Source organism: Burkholderia stagnalis (genome assembly GCF_039848545.1).
Lineage (GTDB): Bacteria > Pseudomonadota > Gammaproteobacteria > Burkholderiales > Burkholderiaceae > Burkholderia > Burkholderia stagnalis.
This window is the reverse complement of the sequence record NZ_CP156685.1, coordinates 1,506,673-1,523,387: the sequence shown is the minus strand read 5'-3', so window position 1 is coordinate 1,523,387 and position 16,715 is coordinate 1,506,673. Positions and strand designations below refer to the sequence as shown.

Annotated in this window: 15 protein-coding genes and 1 tRNA gene; 3 read left to right on the top strand and 13 right to left on the bottom strand. The window is 65.7% G+C overall.

Annotated elements, in window-relative coordinates; genetic code table 11:
- Nucleotides 1-116 precede the first annotated feature (116 nt).
- The 11 genes from ABFO07_RS07235 to ABFO07_RS07185 form a co-directional block, all read right to left on the bottom strand.
- A complete protein-coding gene (locus ABFO07_RS07235; RefSeq protein WP_059566256.1) occupies nt 117-1,370 on the bottom strand; it encodes an NADH-quinone oxidoreductase subunit D in 1,254 nt (417 codons plus the stop codon).
- Between the two features lie 9 nt (nt 1,371-1,379).
- Nucleotides 1,380-1,982, bottom strand: coding sequence for an NADH-quinone oxidoreductase subunit C (locus ABFO07_RS07230; protein WP_059566257.1), 603 nt, complete (start codon nt 1,980-1,982; stop codon nt 1,380-1,382).
- Between the two features lie 21 nt (nt 1,983-2,003).
- Nucleotides 2,004-2,483, bottom strand: coding sequence for a NuoB/complex I 20 kDa subunit family protein (locus tag ABFO07_RS07225; protein WP_006398799.1), 480 nt, complete (start codon nt 2,481-2,483; stop codon nt 2,004-2,006).
- Nucleotides 2,484-2,545: 62 nt separating this feature from the next.
- Nucleotides 2,546-2,905 (bottom strand): NADH-quinone oxidoreductase subunit A, encoded by a 360-nt coding sequence (locus ABFO07_RS07220; protein ID WP_006398798.1) that lies wholly within the window; start codon nt 2,903-2,905, stop codon nt 2,546-2,548.
- 154 nt (nt 2,906-3,059) lie between these two features.
- Nucleotides 3,060-3,144, bottom strand: a tRNA-Leu gene (locus tag ABFO07_RS07215).
- Between the two features lie 112 nt (nt 3,145-3,256).
- Nucleotides 3,257-3,634 (bottom strand): preprotein translocase subunit SecG, encoded by a 378-nt coding sequence (secG, locus tag ABFO07_RS07210; protein ID WP_059906445.1) that lies wholly within the window; start codon nt 3,632-3,634, stop codon nt 3,257-3,259.
- A 75-nt stretch (nt 3,635-3,709) separates the two neighbouring features.
- Entirely contained in the window at nt 3,710-4,465 is a 756-nt protein-coding gene (gene tpiA, locus ABFO07_RS07205) for a triose-phosphate isomerase (protein ID WP_059566259.1), read from the bottom strand.
- Nucleotides 4,466-4,595: 130 nt separating this feature from the next.
- Complete coding sequence (locus ABFO07_RS07200; RefSeq protein WP_347468586.1) at nt 4,596-5,615, bottom strand: NAD(P)H-quinone oxidoreductase; 1,020 nt, start codon at nt 5,613-5,615, stop codon at nt 4,596-4,598.
- A gap of 153 nt (nt 5,616-5,768) precedes the next feature.
- The gene (pnp, locus tag ABFO07_RS07195; RefSeq protein WP_060351432.1) at nt 5,769-7,916 is read right to left on the bottom strand and encodes a polyribonucleotide nucleotidyltransferase; all 2,148 of its coding nucleotides are present in this window, start codon (nt 7,914-7,916) and stop codon (nt 5,769-5,771) included.
- Between the two features lie 291 nt (nt 7,917-8,207).
- The gene (gene rpsO, locus ABFO07_RS07190) at nt 8,208-8,477 is read right to left on the bottom strand and encodes a 30S ribosomal protein S15 (RefSeq protein WP_006398792.1); all 270 of its coding nucleotides are present in this window, start codon (nt 8,475-8,477) and stop codon (nt 8,208-8,210) included.
- A 106-nt stretch (nt 8,478-8,583) separates the two neighbouring features.
- Nucleotides 8,584-9,843, bottom strand: coding sequence for a branched-chain amino acid ABC transporter substrate-binding protein (locus ABFO07_RS07185; RefSeq protein WP_347468585.1), 1,260 nt, complete (start codon nt 9,841-9,843; stop codon nt 8,584-8,586).
- 172 nt (nt 9,844-10,015) lie between these two features.
- On the opposite strand from ABFO07_RS07185, the gene ABFO07_RS07180 reads away from it, so the two are divergent.
- The 3 genes from ABFO07_RS07180 to ABFO07_RS07170 all read left to right on the top strand — a co-directional run bounded on the left by ABFO07_RS07180 (nt 10,016) and on the right by ABFO07_RS07170 (nt 13,143).
- Nucleotides 10,016-10,516, top strand: coding sequence for a hypothetical protein (locus ABFO07_RS07180; RefSeq protein WP_059566262.1), 501 nt, complete (start codon nt 10,016-10,018; stop codon nt 10,514-10,516).
- A gap of 381 nt (nt 10,517-10,897) precedes the next feature.
- Nucleotides 10,898-11,548, top strand: coding sequence for a carbonic anhydrase (locus tag ABFO07_RS07175; protein ID WP_059883904.1), 651 nt, complete (start codon nt 10,898-10,900; stop codon nt 11,546-11,548).
- Between the two features lie 44 nt (nt 11,549-11,592).
- Complete coding sequence (locus ABFO07_RS07170) at nt 11,593-13,143, top strand: SulP family inorganic anion transporter (protein ID WP_059883905.1); 1,551 nt, start codon at nt 11,593-11,595, stop codon at nt 13,141-13,143.
- Nucleotides 13,144-13,209: 66 nt separating this feature from the next.
- On the opposite strand, the gene ABFO07_RS07165 is transcribed toward ABFO07_RS07170, so the two are convergent.
- Together ABFO07_RS07165 and ltrA are read right to left on the bottom strand one after the other, a co-directional pair.
- A complete protein-coding gene (locus tag ABFO07_RS07165) occupies nt 13,210-14,754 on the bottom strand; it encodes a 2-isopropylmalate synthase (protein WP_059566265.1) in 1,545 nt (514 codons plus the stop codon).
- 356 nt (nt 14,755-15,110) lie between these two features.
- The gene (ltrA, locus tag ABFO07_RS07160) at nt 15,111-16,484 is read right to left on the bottom strand and encodes a group II intron reverse transcriptase/maturase (RefSeq protein ID WP_430733053.1); all 1,374 of its coding nucleotides are present in this window, start codon (nt 16,482-16,484) and stop codon (nt 15,111-15,113) included.
- Nucleotides 16,485-16,715 lie beyond the last annotated feature (231 nt).

The following is a 16,715-nucleotide window of genomic DNA, read 5'->3' as shown; positions in this document are numbered from 1 at the left end:
GGTGCATGACGGCAGACCTGGCGCTCACTGTTGACAGCTTGCGAAGCCGCGCCGGTTCGGCGCGCATCGCGTGTGACTTACGGCTCGCCGCCCGAAGCAAACGGGCGGCGCAACCATCAGCGATCGATTTCGCCGAACACGATGTCCTGCGTACCGATGATCGTGACGGCGTCGGCAATCATGTGGCCGCGCGCCATCTCGTCGAGCGACGCCAGATGCGCGAAGCCCGGTGCGCGGATCTTCAGGCGATACGGCTTGTTCGCGCCGTCCGACACGAGATAGATGCCGAACTCGCCCTTCGGATGTTCGACGGCCGCGTATGCCTCGCCTTCCGGCACGTGAAAACCTTCGGTGAAGAGCTTGAAATGGTGGATCAAGTCCTCCATGTTGGTCTTCATGCCGACGCGCGAAGGAGGCGCAACCTTGTGATTGTCCGTCATCACGGGGCCCGGATTCTTCCGGAGCCACTCAATACATTGTTTCGCGATACGCACGGACTGACGCATTTCCTCGACGCGCACCAGGTAGCGGTCGTAGCAGTCGCCGTTCACGCCGACCGGCACGTCGAAATCCATGCGGTCGTACACTTCGTACGGCTGCTTCTTGCGCAAGTCCCACGCGATGCCCGAGCCGCGCAGCATCGGGCCCGTCAGGCCCATCTGCAGCGCACGCTCCGGGCTGACGACGCCGATCCCGACGAGACGCTGCTTCCAGATCCGGTTGTCGGTCAGCAGCGTTTCGTATTCGTCGACGCACTTCGGGAAGCGCGTGAAGAAATCGTCGATGAAGTCGAGCACCGAGCCGCTGCGCGCTTCGTTCATCCTCGCGAGCGCCTTCTCGTTGCGAATCTTCGACGCCTTGTATTGCGGCATTGCGTCAGGCAGGTCGCGATAGACGCCGCCCGGACGGTAGTACGCCGCGTGCATCCGGGCGCCGGACACCGCTTCGTACACGTCCATCAGGTCTTCGCGCTCGCGGAACGCGTACAGGAACACCGCCATCGCGCCGACGTCGAGCGCATGCGCGCCGATCCACATCAGGTGGTTCAGCACGCGCGTGATTTCGTCGAACAGCACGCGGATGTACTGCGCGCGCTCCGGCACGTCGATGCCGAGCAGCTTCTCGATCGCGAGCACGTAGCCGTGCTCGTTGACCATCATCGACACGTAGTCGAGACGGTCCATGTACGGCACGGACTGGATGAAGGTCTTGGATTCCGCGAGCTTTTCGGTCGCGCGGTGCAGCAGGCCGATGTGCGGATCGGCGCGCTGGATGACTTCGCCGTCGAGCTCGAGCACGAGGCGCAGCACGCCGTGCGCTGCCGGGTGCTGCGGGCCGAAGTTGAGCGTGTAGTTCTTGATGTCTGCCATGACGCCCTCTTAATGTTTCAGACCGCCATAGCGATCCTCGCGGATCACGCGCGGCGTGATTTCGCGCGGCTCGATGGTCACCGGCTGGTAGACGACCCGCTTCTCTTCCGGGTCGTAACGCATTTCGACGTAGCCCGACACCGGGAAGTCCTTGCGGAACGGATGGCCGATGAAGCCGTAGTCGGTCAGGATGCGGCGCAGGTCCGGGTGGCCTTCGAAGACGATGCCGTACAGGTCGAACGCTTCGCGCTCGTACCAGTTCGCGGAGGTCCAGAGGTCGACGACCGACGGCACGATCGGCAGATCGTCGTCCGGCGCGAACACGCGCACGCGCAGGCGCCAGTTGTTCGTCACCGACAGCAGGTGCGACACGGCCGCGAAGCGCGGGCCGTCGTACGCACCGTCGCCGTACGTCTGGTAGTCGATGCCGCACAGGTCGATCAGCTGCTCGAAGCCGAGCGTGCGATCGTCGCGCAGCGTCTTCGCGACTTCGAGGTAATCGCTCGCCTTCACGACGAGCGTCAGTTCACCGATTGCTTCGGTGAGGCTCACCACGCGCGCGCCGAGCGCGGCTTCGAGGTTCGCCTTGAGGGTCTCGATTTTGCTTGCCATATTGAGGGGACGCTCGGGGCTTTATTGACGGGCGATGGTGTTGGTGCGGCGGATCTTCGCCTGCAGCTGGATCACGCCGTAGACCAGCGCCTCGGCTGTCGGCGGACAGCCCGGCACGTAGACGTCGACCGGCACGATCCGGTCGCAGCCGCGGACCACCGAATACGAATAGTGGTAGTAACCGCCGCCGTTCGCGCACGACCCCATCGAGATCACCCAGCGCGGCTCGGCCATCTGGTCGTAGACGCGGCGCAGCGCGGGCGCCATCTTGTTGCACAGCGTGCCGGCGACGATCATCACGTCCGACTGGCGCGGGCTAGGACGGAACACGACCCCGAACCGGTCCAGATCGTAGCGGGCAGCGCCCGCATGCATCATCTCGACGGCGCAACACGCGAGCCCGAACGTCATCGGCCACAGGGAGCCGGTGCGCGTCCAGTTGATCAGCTTGTCAGCCGTGGTGGTGACAAACCCTTCCTTCAAGACCCCTTCGATACTCATTTGCTTTCCACTCCAGACAGGCGGCGAAGCGTGGCCGCCTATGCAAACCGGCGATTAACCCATCACTCCCAGTCGAGGCCGCCTTTCTTCCAGATGTAGGCGAAGCCCAGCAGGAATTCGAGCAGAAAAATCATCATTGCGATGAAACCGGGCCAGCCGATGTCGCGCAGGGCGACGCCCCACGGGAACAGGAACGCGGTCTCGAGATCGAAGATGATGAACAGGATGGCGACGAGGTAGTAGCGCACATCGAACTTCATCCGCGCATCTTCGAAGGCTTCGAAGCCGCACTCGTACGGCGCGTTCTTTTCGACGTCAGGCTTGTTGGGACCGAGAAGCTTGCCGATGCTGACCAGCGCTATACCTAAACCAGTGCCCACGAGGAGGAACAACAAGACGGGGTAATAGGCTGCGAGGTTCAAGGCTATCCTCTATCGGTTGGTTCTGAGCGTCCGGAGAATAACACCATCCGGCGGAAGAGATCATTTCGGACTACCGGCGATCGCAAGACAACCGCAAGCGTACCCCTGAAATGAAAAATGCCAGCCACGTGAAGCGGCTGGCATTGAGTAACTTTGGTGCCGACGGCGAGACTCGAACTCGCACAGCTTTCGCCACTACCCCCTCAAGATAGCGTGTCTACCAATTTCACCACGTCGGCACTGCATGCAACCGGGGTTGTAACTGCTTGTTTCCCGCGAATCGCTTCAAGAATTAAATTCTAACCCGGCCGCAAGATTTGTTCAACGCACAATCGCAAATTTTTTAACTTTTTATTTCGGCACGTCCTGGCCCGGGGCGCTCGCCGCCGAGCCCGCAGCCGCGGAGGCCGCAACGGCCGGCGCGGACGCAGCCGGCGCCGATGCCGGGGCAGTCGCCGCGGCGCCGAGCACGCCGGCGGACGGCTGCGACTTGTACGAACCGAGGTACGTCAGCGCGAGCGTCGCGACGAAGAAGATCGTCGCCAGTATGCCGGTCGTACGCGACAGGAAGTTCGCCGAGCCGGTCGCACCAAACAGGCTGCCCGACGCACCGCTGCCGAATGCCGCGCCCATGTCGGCGCCCTTGCCGTGCTGCAGCAGCACCAGACCAATCACACCGAGCGCAGACAGCACCTGCACCACAATAATCAGCGTTTTCAAATACAGCATCACACTCACCCGAGCTTGTATCGGGCGACCGGCTTGCGCCGGCCGCCGTCATGGTTCAATTCGATCCCGGCCCGCTCAGCGCGCGGCCCGGCAGATCGCCAGAAAGTCTTCTGCCTTCAACGACGCGCCGCCGATCAGGCCGCCGTCGATGTCCGGCTGCGCGAACAGTTCTTCCGCGTTGTCCGGCTTCACGCTGCCGCCGTACAGCACCGACACGTCCGCCGCACCCTTCGCCGCCAGGCGCGCACGCAGGAACGCATGCACGTCCTGCGCCTGCGCCGACGTCGCGCTCCTGCCGGTGCCGATCGCCCAGACGGGCTCGTACGCCACGACGATGCGCGCGGCCTCGTCGGCCGACAGCACGGCCAGCACGGCGTCGAGCTGCGCGCCGACGACCTGCTCGGTCGCGCCCGCCTCACGCTCGTCGAGCGTCTCGCCGACACACACGACCGGCGTCAGGCCGGCAGCCAGCGCACGCTGCGCCTTCGCGGCGACCGTCTCGCTGCTCTCGCCGTGATACGCGCGACGCTCCGAATGGCCGACGAGCGCATAGCGCGCGCCGAACTCGGCCACCATCGCCGCCGCCACTTCGCCGGTGAACGCGCCCTGTTCGTGCGCGGACACATCCTGCGCGCCCCACGCGACCCGGCCGCCGTCGAGCTGACCCTGAACCTGCGCGAGATACGGGAACGGCACGCACACGCCGATCGCCGTTTCCGCCGGCACCGCGCTTGCACCTTGCACCACTTCGTTCAGCAACGCCTGGTTGCCGGCCAGCCGGCCGTGCATCTTCCAGTTGCCGATCACCCGCTTTGTTCTCTGTTTCGACATCGTGTCTGTCTCGTCATCGACGGGCCGAAAACCGGCCGTCAGGTTGGATCTGGCGAAGCAAACCCGCGATTTTACTGCGCACCGCTTGAACCGGTCAAACCGCGCATGTCAAGCACGACCGCATGGCCGCTCACGCGTTTGCGCCCCAATCGAGCACGATCTTGCCGATATGCTCGCCGCTTTCCATCAGCGCATGCGCCTGCGCGGCCTCGGCGGCCGGCAGCACGCGGTAGATCACCGGCCTGATGCGCCCGTCGCCGAGCAGCGGCCACACGCGCGCCTTCAGTTGCGCGGCGATGCGCGCCTTGAACTCGACCGGGCGCGGCCGCAGCGTCGAGCCCGTGACGGTCAGCCGGCGGCGCAGGATCTCGTTCAGGTTGATCTCGGCCTTCGCGCCGCCGAGCAGCGCGATCAGCACGAGGCGGCCGCCGTCGGCGAGCGCGGACAGCTCGCGCGGCACGTACGAACCCGCGACCATGTCGAGGATCACGTCGACGCCGCGATCGTGCGTCAGCGACTTCACGACCTCGACAAAATCCTCCGTCTTGTAGTTGATGGCGCGTTCGGCGCCCAGCGCCTCGCACGCGCGGCACTTGTCGGCATTGCCCGCGGTCGCGAACACGCGATAGCCGAGCGCATGCGCGATCTGGATCGCCGTCACGCCGATGCCGCTCGAACCGCCCTGCACGAGCAGCGTCTCCTGCTCGCCACCCTCGCCCGCGCCGAGCTGCGCGCGGTCGAACACGTTGCTCCACACCGTGAAGAACGTCTCCGGCAGCGACGCGGCCTCGATATCGGTCAGGCCCGCCGGCACCGGCAGGCATTGCGGCAGCGGCGCCACCGCATATTCGGCATAGCCGCCGCCCGCGAGCAGCGCACACACGCGATCGCCGAGCTTCAGGCCGAACGGATTGAGCGCGGGATCCGACAGGTCGCCGCCGACGATCTCGCCCGCGACCTCGAGGCCCGGCAGATCCGATGCGCCCGGCGGCGGCGCATACGCGCCCTTGCGCTGGAACACGTCGGGGCGGTTGACGCCCGATGCCGCCACCTTGATCAGCACTTCGCCGCGCTGCGGCTCGGGGCGCGGGCGTTCCGCGAGCTTCAGCACGTCGGGGGCGCCGAATTCGGTGATTTCGATGGCTTTCATGAGCGTCACTCCAGGATCGGGATGGGATTGCGCGCCCCAGCCCGGTGCATGGGGCGCAGCGCGGGCAGCGCGCGCCCGCTGGTGCGCAACGATCCTACAGAAAAAACGGCCGGCGTGCTGTTCGCAACGCCGGCCGTTCGTACGCCCGTCCGCTTATTGCTGCGGCGGCGTATCCGTGTGCGACGCTGCCGCCGCTTCATTCAGGAGCGCCTTGGCCGACAGGCGCACGCGACCCTTCTCGTCCGTCTGGATCACCTTGACCTTGACCTGCTGGCCTTCCTTCAGGTAGTCGTTGATGTCCTTCACACGCTCGTTGACGATTTCCGAGATGTGCAGCAGGCCGTCCTTGCCCGGCAGCAGGTTCACGATCGCGCCGAAATCGAGCAGCTTCAGCACCGTGCCTTCGTACACCTGGCCGACTTCGATCTCGGCCGTGATGTTCTCGATGCGCTTCTTCGCTTCGGCCATGCCTTCGCTGTTCGTGCTCGCGATCGTCACGACGCCGTCATCCGAGATGTCGATGGTCGTGCCGGTTTCTTCCGTCAGCGCGCGGATCACCGAACCGCCCTTGCCGATCACGTCGCGGATCTTTTCCGGGTTGATCTTGATCGTGATCATGCGCGGCGCGAATTCGGACAGCTGCGTGTTCGCACCCGCGACCGCCGACGTCATCTTGCCGAGGATGTGCATGCGGCCTTCCTTCGCCTGCGCGAGCGCGACCTGCATGATTTCCTTCGTGATGCCCTGGATCTTGATGTCCATCTGCAGCGCGGTCACGCCCTGCTCGGTGCCCGCGACCTTGAAGTCCATGTCGCCGAGGTGATCTTCGTCGCCGAGGATGTCGGTCAGCACCGCGAACTTGTTGCCTTCGAGGATCAGACCCATCGCGATGCCCGCGACGTGCGCCTTCATCGGCACGCCGGCGTCCATCAGCGCGAGGCAGCCGCCGCACACCGATGCCATCGACGACGAACCGTTCGACTCGGTGATTTCCGACACGACGCGGATCGAGTAGCCGAATTCGTCAGCGCTCGGCAGGCACTTGACCAGCGCGCGCTTCGCAAGGCGGCCGTGACCGATTTCGCGGCGCTTCGGCGAGCCGACGCGGCCCGTTTCGCCGGTCGCGAACGGGGGCATGTTGTAGTGGAGCATGAAGCGCTCGCGATATTCGCCTTCGAGAGCGTCGATGATCTGCTCGTCACCCTTGGTGCCGAGCGTCGCGACGACGAGCGCCTGCGTCTCGCCGCGCGTGAACAGCGCCGAGCCGTGGGTGCGCGGCAGCACGCCGGTGCGGATCTCGATCGGGCGCACGGTGCGCGTGTCGCGGCCGTCGATGCGCGGCTCGCCGTTCAGGATCTGCGAACGGACGATCTTCGCCTCGATGTCGAACAGGACGTTGCCGACGGTGGCCTTGTCGGCTGCGACCGTGCCGGCCGCCTGCGCGTCTTCCTCGAGCTTCGCCGAGGTCACCGCGTAGACTTCCTTCAGCTTCGTCGAGCGAGCCTGCTTGTCGCGGAGCTGGTAAGCGGCGAGCAGTTCGTTCTGCGCCAGCTCGGTCACGCGCGCGATCAGCGCCTCGTTCTTCGGCGCCGGCTGCCAGTCCCACTCGGGCTTGCCGCCTTCGCGCACCAGTTCGTGGATCGCGTCGATCGCGACCTGCATCTGCTCGTGGCCGAACACGACCGCGCCCAGCATCACTTCTTCCGACAGCTGGTCCGCTTCCGACTCGACCATCAGCACCGCGCGCTCCGTACCCGCGACGACGAGGTCGAGGCTCGATGCCTTGATCTGGTCACGCGTCGGGTTCAGCACGTAGGCGTTGTCGATGTAGGCCACGCGCGCGGCACCGACCGGGCCGTTGAACGGCAGGCCCGACACGGCGAGCGCAGCCGACGCGCCGATCAGCGCCGGGATGTCCGCCGGGACTTCCGGGTTCACGGACAGCACGTGGATCACGACCTGCACTTCGTTGTAGAAGCCTTCCGGGAACAGCGGGCGCAGCGGACGGTCGATCAGGCGCGACGTCAGCGTCTCGTGCTCCGACGGACGGCCTTCGCGGCGGAAGAAGCCGCCCGGGATCTTGCCGGCCGAGTAGGTCTTCTCGATGTAGTCGACGGTCAGCGGGAAGAAGTCCTGGCCCGGCTTCGCCGACTTCGCGCCGACGACGGTCGCGAGCACGACGGTGTCCTCGACGTCGACGATCACGGCGCCGCTGGCCTGGCGTGCGATTTCACCGGTTTCGAGGCGCACCTTGTGCTGGCCCCACTGGAATTCCTTCACGACCTTGTTGAACATGGACATGGTTGCTCCTTTCGATTCGTTCATAACATTCGCCGCGCCGGCAAACCGTTGCGGCGGCGTCCCGGCCGAATCACCCGGAGCAAGGTGTGTTTTTTATGCCATTCCAGCGTGGCGCTTGCACAGCACCGCGCTGGAATGACACAAATCCCGACTCCGGTATCGACCGTTCGGGCAGCCCGGCGCCAGATGGCCGGCCTGCCCGCGGTGCGCGTGACGCTACGCACCGCGCAAAAACAAAATGCCTGTATCAGCGCACTGACACAGGCATCTTGCTGACGGCAATCGCGCCGCTTACTTACGCAGACCCAGCTTCTCGATCAGCGCGCGGTAACGGTCGGCATCCTTGCCCTTGAGGTAGTCGAGCAGCTTGCGGCGGCGGCTCACCATGCGCAGCAGGCCGCGGCGGCTGTGGTGATCCTTCGCGTGGGTCTTGAAGTGACCCGTCAGTTCCACGATGCGTGCGGTCAGCAGTGCGACCTGCACTTCGGGCGAGCCCGTGTCATTGGTGCCACGTGCGAACTGAGCAACGACTTCCGACTTCTTGATATCTGCGACAGACATGTGATTTCCTTTCTAACTGAACAGGCGGACACGGAAGAATGGCCGTGCCGTGATTTACAACCGGGCCGCATTCTAGCACAACTCGGCGCCGATCCGAACCGCTTTGTCACGGACGCGTCATCGAGCACGTGGACGGCGTGTCCGCCTGTTGCGGCGCGACCGCCAGCACGGTGCGAAAGCCGTAGCCGGACCCTTCGTTGTCGAAGCGCACGCCCGGCGTGCCGGCCTTGTCCATCTCCATCACGTAAAGGGGCTGGATCAGCTGATGATCCTGCGCGCGCATCCGCGACGCGTGGAACCCGTTGTCGAACGACAGCCCCTCGAGCGCACGCGCAACCGCCACCGGGTCCGCCGTGCCGACACGGTTCATCGCCGCCGCGAGCATCTCGATCATCAGGCTCATCCGTAATACCGGATAGTCGTCCTGCGCGGCCGGGAAACGGGTCCGGAACGCGCGGTAGAACGCATCCGATTTTTCACCGCCCGCGTTCGGATGCCAGTCGGCGACCGCCACAACCCGCCCAACGCCCGCGTCGCCCAGCGCCGCCGGCGCGCCGAGGCTGTTGCCGTAGAACGTGTAAAACTTCGCGTTCAACCCCTGCTCGCGCGCGGCCTTCACGAGCAGCGTCAGGTCGTTGCCCCAGTTGCCCGTGACCACCGCGTCCGCGCCGCTCGCGCGGATCTTGGCGACATACGGCGCGAAATCCTTGATGCGCCCGATCGGATGGAATTCGTCGCCGGCCACCGCGACATCCGGCCGGCGGACGGCCAGCGCCTGCCGCGCGAGCGCGCTGACATCGTGGCCGAAGCTGTAGTCCTGGTTCAGCAGGTAGACCTTGTGCAGCGCGCGATCGCGCGCCATCACGTCGGCGAGCGCGGCCATCCGCATCCCCGCGTGCGCGTCGAAGCGGAAGTGCCAGAAGCTGCAGCGCGCGCCCGTCAGCGCCGGGTCGTCGGCCGAGTAATTGAGGAACAGCATCCGGCTGTCCGGGTTGCGGGCGTTCTGCTTGTCGAGCGCCGCGACCAGCGCGGCCGCGACCGCCGAGCTGTTGCCCTGCGCGACGAAGCCGACGTGCCGGTCCGCCGCCGCGCGCAGCTGCACCAGCGCCTCTTCCGGGCTGCCCTTGCTGTCCAGCACGACGAGTTCGAGCGGATGGGCGCCGTCGCGCAGCTTCACGCCGCCGGCGGCGTTGACCCGTTCGACACCGAACCGCAGGTTGCGCTCGACCGCAGCGCCCGCGTTCGCGAACGGGCCCGACATACCCTCGATCAGTGCGATCCGCACCGGCTCGCCGCCCGCGAACGCCGACGAAGCCAGCACCCACCCTGCGCTCCATGCGAGCGCGCAACGCTTCCAGACCTGCATCGGCCCTGCCCCCCGAATCTGCGTGAGAAATCTGCTGAGAAGCGCGGATCATAGGCCCGCCCGCGTCGCGCGGGCAAGCGCCCGCGATCCCGCACCGAATTTTTCAGGATGGCGCGCCGGGACGTGCGGACCGTGATAAAACACGCGTATCCCCCGTGATTTGGAGAAACACATGCGTATTCGTCTCCCGGTGCTGCTCGCCTGCACGGCGGCGCTGTTCGCCGGTTGCGCGCAGCCGTGGCAGCAATATCAGGCCGGCCAGGACCAGTCGGCGATCGTCGCGCGCATGGGGCCGCCGCGCGAAATCTACGACCTGCCCGGCGGCGGCAAGCGCCTGATGTGGCCGACCCAGCCGATGGGCGAGGTCACGGTGGCCGCCGATGTCGACGGTTCGGGCAAGATCGTCAACGTCCGCCAGGTGCTGCAGCCGAACGAGTTCTACCGCGCCGAAATCGGCAAGTGGACCAAGACCGACGTGCTCGTCAATTTCGGCCGCCCGGTCGAGACGTCCTACTTCCCGCTGATGAAGCGCGAGGCGTGGACCTATCGCTACCTCGAGGACAACGTCTGGTACATGATGTACAGCTTCTATTTCGACAGCCAGGGCATCCTGCGGCTCACGCAGAAAACGCCCGACCCGCTGCACGACCCCGACCGCCGCAATCTCTTCTGATCGCGCACCGCGATTCGCTCGCATTTTCGCAATGGCCATTCACCAATTGTTGCGTGAATGGCCATTATTCTTTACCGCCTCGATATTTAGCATCAAAATAACGCGGAAATCTTTTCCGGGTCATCCGCTTTCAATATAGAAAATCCGGAATCCCCCGCCACACATGCCTCCGCATGAAATTGCATTAGTTGCGCACCAAAATGCTTCACACTGGTGCAAATCGTGCACTATCTCGATTTAATTTGAAACAATTTGTTTCGATATGACTTTGACCTAGGGCATACCCCTAATATCACTCAAAATTGAACCTTTCAACTTAGAAAGCATCCTAACCCACCCGTTTCGATGACTTTCATTTGCCATTATCAAAAAGGAGTCCTCATGAATCGCCCCAAGAGCATGCTGGTCGCCAACATCGCCTGGGCCCGCGAAACGCGCGAACGCACGCCCGGCTTCTTCGACGCGCTCGCGCGCGGCCAGAATCCGCGCGTACTGTGGATCGGCTGCTCGGACAGCCGCGTGCCGGCCGAGACCATCACGCATTGCGCGCCCGGCGACCTGTTCGTCCACCGCAACATTGCGAACCTGTTCCAGCCTGACGACGACAACAGCGCCAGCGTGCTCGAGTACGCGGTGCGCGTGCTCGAGGTCGATCACGTGATCGTCTGCGGGCACTACGGCTGCGGCGGCGTACGCGCGTCGCTGCTGCCGCCGCCCGCCGACCTGCCGCACGTCGCGCGCCGCATCGCGCCGCTGTGCGCGCTCGCGCATCGTCATCGCGACACACTCGCCGGGCTCGACGACACGGCTGCCGCCGACCGCCTTGCCGAGCTGAACGTGCTCGAGCAAGTCCGCCAGTTGCGCGCATCGCCCATCGTGCGCGACCGCGAACGGCCGCCGCTCGTGCACGGCTGGATCTTTTCGCTCGCCGACGGCCGCCTCAAGGAGCTCGATTCCGGCTATGCGAAGCCGCCGGCCGACGCGCCCGCCAGGCCTGCCGAGGCCACCGCCCTTGCACCGGCGCTCGGCTGATCGCGCCGCGCCCCCGACACGCCCCAACGGAACCTCACCCCATCATGAACCTGAAAGAGCGCCTGTCCTCCCTGCCGCGCGACATCGTCGCCGGCGTCGTCGTCTTCCTCGTCGCGCTGCCGCTGTGTCTCGGCATCGCCAATGCGTCCGGCGTCGAGCCGTTCGCCGGGCTCGTCTCCGGCATCGTCGGCGGCCTCGTGGTCGCGCTCCTGAGCGGCTCGTCGCTGTCCGTCAGCGGCCCCGCCGCCGGCCTCGTCGTGATCGTCGTCGAAGGCATCGCGCAGCTCGGCAGCTTCTCGGCGTTTCTGCTCGCCGTACTGCTGTCCGGCGTCCTGCAGTTCGGCTTCGGGATGCTGCGTGCCGGCCGCTTCGCCGCCTACGTGCCGTCGCCCGTCATCAAGGGCATGCTCGCGGCGATCGGGCTGCTGCTGATCGTCAAGCAGGTGCCGTTCGCGCTCGGCATCGGCGGCAGCGCCGCGCAGCCGCTCTCCGCGCTGCCCGGCCTGAGCGCCGCGTGGATCGCGGCCGCGATCGCGCTCGCATCGCTCGCGCTGCTGGTCGCGTGGGAGTCGCCCGCGCTGCGCCGCTTTGCGCTGGTGCGCGCGGTGCCGGCGCCGCTCGCGGTCGTCGTGCTCGGCATCGGCGCGACGCTCGCGCTCGACCTGCTGGCGCCTGCGTTCGCACCGGGCGCCGCGCACCGGGTCGCGCTGCCCGAACTCGCGTCGTTTGCCGCCTTCGCCGCGTCGCTGAAACACGCGGAACTCGGCCCCAATTTCGCGCAACTGCTGAATCCGGAGGTCTGGCAGGTCGCGATCACGCTCGCCATCGTCGCCAGCCTCGAAACGCTGCTGAGCCTCGAAGCGGTCGAGCAGATCGACCCGAAGCGCCGGCCGGCCCAGCCGGATCGCGAACTGAAGGCGCAGGGCGTCGGCAACCTCGTCGCGGGTGCGGTGGGCGGGCTGCCGATCACGTCGGTGATCGTGCGCAGCTCGGTCAACGTCAATGCGGGCGCGCAAAGCCGGATGTCGGCGATCGTGCATGGCGTGCTGCTGCTCGTCAGCGTGTTCGCGCTCACCGGCCTCATCAACCTGATCCCGCTCGCGAGCCTCGCGGCGATCCTGATCCACACCGGCTTCAAGCTCGCCAAGCCGGCGCTGTTCCGCTCGGTCGCAAAACAGGGCCCGGCCGCGTTCGCGCCGTTCATCGCGACGATCGCCGGCGTGCTCGCCGTCGACCTGCTGTTCGGCATCGCGCTCGGCATCGCGTGCAGCATCCTCACGGTCGCCGTCGCGAACCTGAGGAGCCCGGTCACGCTCGCGCAGCATGACGACCACTTCCTGCTGTCGTTCCGCAAGGACGTGTCGTTTCTCGGCAAGGTGCAGGTCAAGCATCACCTGCGGCACATTCCCGACCGCGCGGTGGTGATCATCGACGCGACGCGCGCCGACTACATCGACCACGACGTGCTCGAGCTGCTCGACGCGTTCATCGCCGATGCGCCGCGGCGCGGGATCGCGGTCGAATTCCGCCGGCCGTGCCCGCCGCCCCGCCCGGCCGCGCGGCGCTGGCAGTTCCGCGCGCCTGCCGCGGAATGAGCGCGGCATAAAAAACGCCCCGGCGGCCAGGAGCCGCACGGGGCGTTTCAGTGCTGCGCGACGCGCTTACGAGCGCTGCGGATTGAGCTTGTCGTCCTTCGCGTGCAGCTTGTTCAGCGCCGAAATGTACGCTTTGGCGGACGCCGCGACGATGTCCGGATCGGTGCCGACGCCGTTGACGATCCGGCCGCTCTTCGACAGGCGCACCGTCACCTCGCCCTGCGCCTGCGTGCCGGTCGTGATCGCGTTGACCGAATACAGCAGCAGTTCCGAGCCGCTGCCGACTTCGCTTTCGATCGCGTTGAACGTCGCATCGACCGGGCCGTTGCCGCGCGCTTCGCCGGTCGCTTCCTTGCCGTCGACCGAGAACACGACCTTCGCCTCCGGCTGCTCGCCGGTTTCCGAGTGCTGGGCCAGCGACAGGAACTTGTAGTGCTCCTGCTCGTGCGCCTGCGCGGCTTCCTCGGAGACGATCGCGATGATGTCTTCGTCGAAGATCTCCGACTTGCGGTCGGCCAGATCCTTGAAGCGCATGAACGCGGCATTCAGGTCGGCTTCGCTGTCGAGCGCGATGCCGAGCTCCTGCAGGCGCTGCTTGAACGCGTTGCGGCCCGACAGCTTGCCGAGCACGATCTTGTTCGCGGTCCAGCCCACATCTTCCGCACGCATGATCTCGTACGTGTCGCGCGCCTTCAGCACGCCGTCCTGGTGGATGCCCGACGCGTGCGCGAACGCGTTCGCGCCGACCACGGCCTTGTTCGGCTGCACGACGAAGCCGGTGATCTGCGACACGAGCTTCGAGGTCGGCACGATCTGCGTCGTGTCGATGCCGACGTCGAGGCCGAAGTAGTCCTTGCGGGTCTTCACGGCCATCACGATTTCCTCGAGCGACGTGTTGCCCGCGCGCTCGCCGAGACCGTTGATCGTGCACTCGACCTGGCGCGCGCCGCCGATCTTCACGCCGGCGAGCGAGTTCGCGACCGCCATCCCGAGGTCGTTGTGGCAGTGCACCGAGAACACCGCCTTGTCGGAATTCGGAATGCGCTCGCGCAGCGTCTTCACGAGGTTGCCGTACAGTTCCGGCACGCCATAGCCGACCGTGTCGGCGATGTTGATCGTCGTCGCGCCTTCGGCGATCACGGCTTCCAGCACGCGGCACAGGAAATCCATGTCCGAACGGCTGCCGTCCTCCGGCGAGAATTCGACGTTGTCGGTGAACTTGCGCGCGAACCGCACCGCGAGACGCGCCTGCTCGAACACCTGGTCCGGCGTCATCCGCAGCTTCTTCTCCATGTGCAGCGGCGACGTCGCGATGAACGTGTGGATCCGGAAGCTGTTCGCGGGCTTGAGCGCGTCGGCCGCGCGCTGGATGTCCTTGTCGTTCGCGCGCGCCAGCGAGCAGATCGTGCTGTCCTTCACGAGCCCCGCGATCGTGTGGATCGCATCGAAGTCGCCGTTCGAACTGGCGGCGAAGCCGGCCTCGATCACGTCGACCTTCATCCGCTCGAGGTGCTTCGCGATCCGGATCTTCTCTTCCTTCGTCATCGACGCGCCGGGCGACTGCTCGCCGTCACGCAACGTCGTATCGAAAATGATCAGCTTGTCTGTCATGGGGTGCTCCAAGGCTCTTTGTACGGGGGGTCAAACGAAACGAGGTCGCGCCACCGTTGGCGACGCTCAACAACAGACGAGGCTTGACGGAGGGCGAGAACGGTCAGCGCGGCAGGCGCGCTAGCGCTAGCGCTAGCGCGCGTAGCGGCGCACCGGCTAGAAGGAGGGAGAGGCGGGAAAACGCAGTCATGCCGACGACTATAGCGGCATTCCGCAAGCCGCGCAATCGGCGTGCCCCCGGAGCCGCGGCGGAAAAGGGGCAAATCGGGATAGGGGCGGTCAGGCAGCAGCCTGACCGATCCCCTCCCACACCACCCGGCATGCGGGTCCGCACCGGGCGGTTCGAGCAGTTGAGGTTATGAGAGCCGGGGCACCCCGAGCCGGTCGAAGTAGGCCACGGGCATCGCTCGGTTCAGCATCTGATAGCTGTTGCGCCACCAGCAGCGGCTGTTCGCCGCCACCCTGCGCGCATCTTCGGCCGAGGCTCCCATGGCCAGCAACTCCCGATACATCGTCGTGCCACGGCGCCAGTGCTTGAGCTGCATCGCACGCAACCGGTGCCTGATCCACTCGTCGAGTTGACGGAACACCTTGGGCGTTTGTGCCAAGTGGAAGTACGCCTTCCAGCCCGGCACGTAAGCCCTCAATCGCTCCGCTACCTCTGGCAAGTTTCTCCCGCCCCAGCGGCGGGTCAGTTCCCGGATGCGTTGCTTGAAGGTCTTCAGGGTCTTTCGGGCCACCGCACATTTGATCCGGCCGCCCGTACCGCGCCACAGTTCGTAGCCCAGGAACTTGCGACCGGTCGCCTGTGCAACCGCCGTCTTCGCCTCGTTGACCCTCAGGTGAAGTCGGTCGTAGAGCTTGCGCAAACCATTCAGCACCCGTTCGCCCGCGCTGTGACTGCGCACGTACACATTGCAGTCGTCGGCGTAACGCACGAAGTGGTGGCCTCGCTTCTCCAGTTCCCGGTCCACCTCGTCCAGCAGCACATTGGCCAGCAGCGGCGACAGCAGCGGCCCGCCTTGCGGCGTGCCTTCGTGTCGCTCCATGACCACTCCGCCATCCATGATCCCGGCCACGAGGTAGCGCCGAACCAGCCGCAGCACGGCCTTGTCCTCAATGCGCCTCGATAGTCGCTCCATCAGGATGTCGTGATTGACCCGATCGAAGAACTTCTCCAGGTCCACATCGACCACCACCCGGTAGCCGTCCTGTACGTGCCGTTGCGCCATCAGCACCGCGTCACGCGCTCGACGCCCCGGCCGGAAGCCGTAGCTGTGTTCGGAGAAGGTCGGATCAATGATGGGTTGCAAGACTTGCAGCAGGGCTTGCTGGATCAGCCGATCCGTCACCGTCGGAATCCCCAGTTCACGCATCCCGCCACCAGGCTTCGGAATCTGGACTCGCCGCACCGGCGCGGGCCGGTAGCTTCCCTCCAGTAACGCTTCCCGAATCCGGGGCCAGTGCGTCTTCAGGTGTGCCGCCGTCTCGGCAATCGACTTCCCATCCACCCCGGCACTGCCACGATTGGCTTTGACGCGTTTCCACGCCATCACCAGATTCGCTCTCGCGAGCGCCTGCGACAGCAGACTGTCCCGCCCCAAGCCTCCGGTTTCGTGTCGCGCCGTCCGTGCTTCATCACGCCTCGCTTCCGGCTCGGCTTCACCTCGCCATCCCGCGTTGCGCGCTACCTGCGTAGCCTTCTGATGCCCTGCACGTCCGAACGACACGGCCTTCGGCCCTCCTGCTCGTTCAGCCCTTCGCCCTCAACCAGCGGCTACTACGGCCTCTGCTGACTTCTCGCTCCGGCTCGACACCGTCGCCCTTTCAGGCATAAGGCGAGTTCTCCCCAGGTAAGAACGCACTCCTTCATCGCACAACCGCCGCATTTACGCCGCCTCGCCTTGATCACGAGAGCTTCGCGGCTTCATGCCCGCTCGCCCTGCTCAGCAACGCCTTCT